Genomic DNA, 3,921 nt, shown 5'->3' with positions numbered 1-3,921 from the left:
TCGCCTTCAATTTTTAAAGAGCCGTTATTGTTAACGGTAATTTTTGTTGTTGCCATTTTATTTTTTTTCAAAAATAGGTACTAAATGAAAACTATTGGTAATTAAAATTATTTTGCATAATGTTGGTAGAGAAGATAAGGGTTGTGAAACGCTGGAACGATGCGTAACTTAGCAGCAAGCAATTTTACCTTATGCAATACTTTGTTGAAAAAAAATCAATTGTAAGAAAGATATGGGGCAAGAGCGACACCATACTTTTTATTTTTGCAGGTGCTGCTGCAGAATTTGCGCTTAATAAAGCAGTGGACTGGCTTTACTTTACCGGTAAATTACCTGCCGATCCGTTGGGCCGCCTGTTTTCTACAGTGAGGTATGCAAGAAAAATTGTTTTTTCATCAATGGAGGAAGCTAATAAAGCCATTGATACCATGCGGCAAATACATACTGCCGTGGAGCAAAACCGTGGTGCTGCCATACCCGACTGGGCTTACCGTGATGTGCTTTTCATGCTCATCCATTATTCCATTGCATCGTACGAGCTTTTAGAAAAAAAATTAAGCGATGAAGAGAAGGAAGAAGTGCATCATGTTTTTTACAGGGTGGGTGCAAGGATGGGCTTAAAAGATTTACCTCTTACTTATACCGCATGGCTGCCTGTTAGACAAGCACATTTAATAGAAGACCTGCAAAAGAGTACTTACACGGCAGATCTTTTTAAACAATATAAAAAGCACCTGGGTGCAATGCGTTTTAAAGTTTTGATAGAAGGGCAGAAATTAGTAGTGCCCGACAGCGTAAAAAAATTGTTGCAGTTTAGTGATTTTTCTTTGCTTACGCCTGTTGTGCCATTGTATAAAGTAAGCCGGCTGATGAAGATGGACTGGCTTTTAAAAAATATCCTTCTGCCTTCCGATTATAAAGATCAGATCAATGAACTGGATGTGGAGCCGGATTGAAACTGGTGTTGATTTTACTTAAAACATTCATTGCATTTAGCTTTGCTATGATATCCGCCATTGGGGTGTCTTTTTTCATCAACAATGTACTGTAAAGCTGCCGATTGTGGCGAAAGGAGAAATGCTTTTTTTAGTTACAATATTTTTGGATTATTCGTTGTTGGTCAATAAGACTCAACAACGGCTAGGAAGGGAGCGGAGATTGGTGTGGAAGAATACCAATTAAAGCAAACAGTTTTGTCATATAAGTTTATTCTTCGTGGGTTACAAGAAGCTAAATGCGAAGATTTATGCAGTGAGGCATCTTATTGTAATTTCTTAATAGCTGGATTTTGCAAAAGTGATTTCATTTGCTTAATAGCCATTTGATTTAGTTGTATTAATCTTTCGGCCTGGCTTAATTCATTATGTATTAATACAGCATTAATACTTTCCATATTGGAGAGTACCACCAATTGTTCAATAGAGGCTTCGTCCCTGATATTACCCGTAATGCCTGGGTTTTATGCCCGCCATTGCTGGGCAGTTTTACCAAAAAGAGCCACGTTTAGTAAATCCGCTTCGCTGGCATATACCAACGAAGTTTCTTTTTGCCCCACTAATTTGGGGATAATCATCTCTTTGATGGCATCCGTATGTATCCTGTAATTTACTTTGGCTAAAGTCCTTTGTAAATTCCATTCTAACTGCAAGCGGTTGTTTTCATCTGCTTTAAGCCGCTGATACTCTTTTACCATCAGTAGCTGAAACTTTGGGCTTATCCACATACCAAAATGAAAAGCAATGTCTTTATGTGCATAGGTGCCACCATATCGGCCTGCTTTTGCAGTAATGCCTGTGGTGCCAGTAGCTTCAAGCCATTGTTAAACAGATAAAACAAAGTTGTTGCTGCCGGCTGCATTTTTAATTGTACCGAATTCGGTATAATTAAAACCAGGGTTGTACAGCGCTTCCCATTCACCAAGATATTCAATAGTGCTCTTCAGGCTTAACCATTTAATAATTACAATTTCTTGTAACTGGCTTCTCGCCATATCAGTAAGAGAAATATAGTCATCTTCCTGTTGAACAATAACCGAAATTACTGTTCCCTCTATCGTTATCTTTTTATCTTTGGCCATTGCTGTTTTGTTATTTATAGCATGTCTATAATATTAAGTAGCGGCTGTTTACTTGTATAAAGTACCTGGGTATGAAGATAACAAAAATGAATTAGTTATATATTTTAATGACGGTAACTTCAATGTGTTTTATATTGAAGCGGAATACCAACAGCGGCGAAAGGGAAATCAATTTTTAAACGTTTAGGCAAATTTTCATCAAGCAACAGCCGCATAAAGTTGGTCTAAATTTTTTGTGTTCAATAATCTGTTAGCCCAATCTAATAGTGCAATCGCCTGTTGTTTACTTACAGTAGGAAAATCCTCTAAAAAATCATCTAAAGAAATACCAGCTTCAAGATGATCAAACAAAGATTCTACCGGAACACGGGTTCCTTTAAAAACAGTTTGTCCGCCTAATATTTCATTATCAATTGTTATAAGGTCTCTTATATCCATGGCATAAATTTATGAAAAATCTTCAATTGTAACCGTTTGAAATTTGCTTACAATAGAGGTAGTGAAAAAAAGATGCCATTGTGGTATGCAGCTGAGCAAATGCAGCGTTAGCATACAAACAATGTGAGAAACGAAAGTTGCAGTAAATTTAAATACACAGTTTTAATATGGTTGCTTTTATTTTAGGAGTGGGCTTCGGGCTGTGTTGTTGGTATACTTGGCACATTGCCAACGCTGCATAGAAATCAACGGTAAAAAGATTTTTACCCGCCAAAAAGTATAATCCATCATGGATAAAGCAAATATTTTTTCCTCATCACTTTATAGTTGCTTAAGCCTGGCTCCCAGCTTTCACGAATTTCTCTTTCAGATATACCATCAATAATCTGCTGTCTGAACAAACCAGAACCAGTTAATCTTTCAATAACACCCATTTCTCTGCTCAGGCTGGAGTTAAAAAATTTTTCTTTGTAAGGAGAAGCTTTATAAAGTTCCATCATCCATTGCAGGTTAATCTTTTTATTTTTTCTCAACAGCTCAACATCGTAATTACGCAGGTCAAGGCCATAACAAACCTCATTCATAAACAGCGGCGTTTCTGCCATGCCCTTAATACTTGTTGGCGTAAAATGGTATTCGTATTTCCCTTTCAGCTTCGGGCTGCCTATTACAGTAAAGGGAAAATAAGTACCACGGCCATGATTGAGATAAGTGCCTTCAAACAAACAGGTAGAAGGGTAGAGCAAAATAGATTGTGGCGTATTTAAATTAGGCGATGGATTTACCGGCAAAATATAGGGCATGTCGTGATTATAGTTAGCCACGTTAATAATTTTAAGTTTACATTTTACTTTATCAGTAAGCCATCCTTCGCCATTTGCCATTTGTGCAAACTCACCAACAGTTAACCCATGAGCTATCGGCAGCGGAAACATACCGATACCGGATCTGAATTTCATATCCAGTATAGGGCCATCAATAAAATATGCATTGGGATTAGGCCTGTCTAAAATGAGCAGCTCCTTACCGTTTTCGAAACAGGCTTCCATTAAACGGGATAAAGCATTAATGTTGGTATAAAAGCGGCAACCTACATCCTGCAAATCATAAATTACCAGGTCAACATTAGCAAGGTCTTTTTTGGTAGGTTTGTTTTTATTACCATACAACGAAATTACAGGTATGCCCGTTGCAATATCAGTTTCATCGGCAACTTCTGTGCCGGCACTTGCATTACCACGAAAACCATGTTCGGGCCCAAACACTTTTACTATATTAATGCCAAGGCTTTTCAAACTATCTACCAAATGCGTTTTATTAATGATGGTGGTTTGGTTGGCCAATATAGCTACTCTTTTTCCTTTTAGATAAGGCACATATTTACCTGTTTGCTCAGCACCTGTTTT

Annotated in this window: 3 protein-coding genes and 1 pseudogene; 1 reads left to right on the top strand and 3 read right to left on the bottom strand. The window is 37.5% G+C overall.

Going from position 1 to position 3,921, the window contains the following annotated elements:
* Window positions 1-191: 191 nt before the first annotated feature.
* Complete coding sequence (locus ACY651_RS09095) at window positions 192-956, top strand: oxygenase MpaB family protein (protein WP_462251893.1); 765 nt, start codon at window positions 192-194, stop codon at window positions 954-956.
* Window positions 957-1,459: 503 nt separating this feature from the next.
* Here ACY651_RS09095 and ACY651_RS09090 read toward each other — a convergent pair.
* From ACY651_RS09090 to ACY651_RS09080, 3 genes and pseudogenes are all read right to left on the bottom strand, one after another.
* Window positions 1,460-2,077 (bottom strand): annotated as a pseudogene (locus ACY651_RS09090) (KilA-N domain-containing protein).
* A gap of 198 nt (window positions 2,078-2,275) precedes the next feature.
* Window positions 2,276-2,515, bottom strand: a complete 240-nt coding sequence (locus tag ACY651_RS09085; protein WP_462251891.1) for a DUF433 domain-containing protein — start codon at window positions 2,513-2,515, stop codon at window positions 2,276-2,278.
* Window positions 2,516-2,802: 287 nt separating this feature from the next.
* On the bottom strand, window positions 2,803-3,921 hold a 1,119-nt coding region (locus tag ACY651_RS09080), incomplete at its 5' end, for an exo-beta-N-acetylmuramidase NamZ family protein (protein WP_462251889.1).

The organism is Ferruginibacter sp. (assembly GCF_031391665.1).
Taxonomy (GTDB): Bacteria; Bacteroidota; Bacteroidia; order Chitinophagales; family Chitinophagaceae; genus Ferruginibacter.
Note: the sequence above shows the minus strand (reverse complement) of the source record. Positions and strands in the feature narration are given on the sequence as shown.

Coding starts and splice junctions, on each gene's coding strand:
- ACY651_RS09095 (WP_462251893.1), top strand. CDS start 192: ATGCAATACTTTGTTGAAAAAAAATCAATTGTAAGAAAGATATGGGGC.
- ACY651_RS09085 (WP_462251891.1), bottom strand. CDS start 2,515: ATGGATATAAGAGACCTTATAACAATTGATAATGAAATATTAGGCGGA.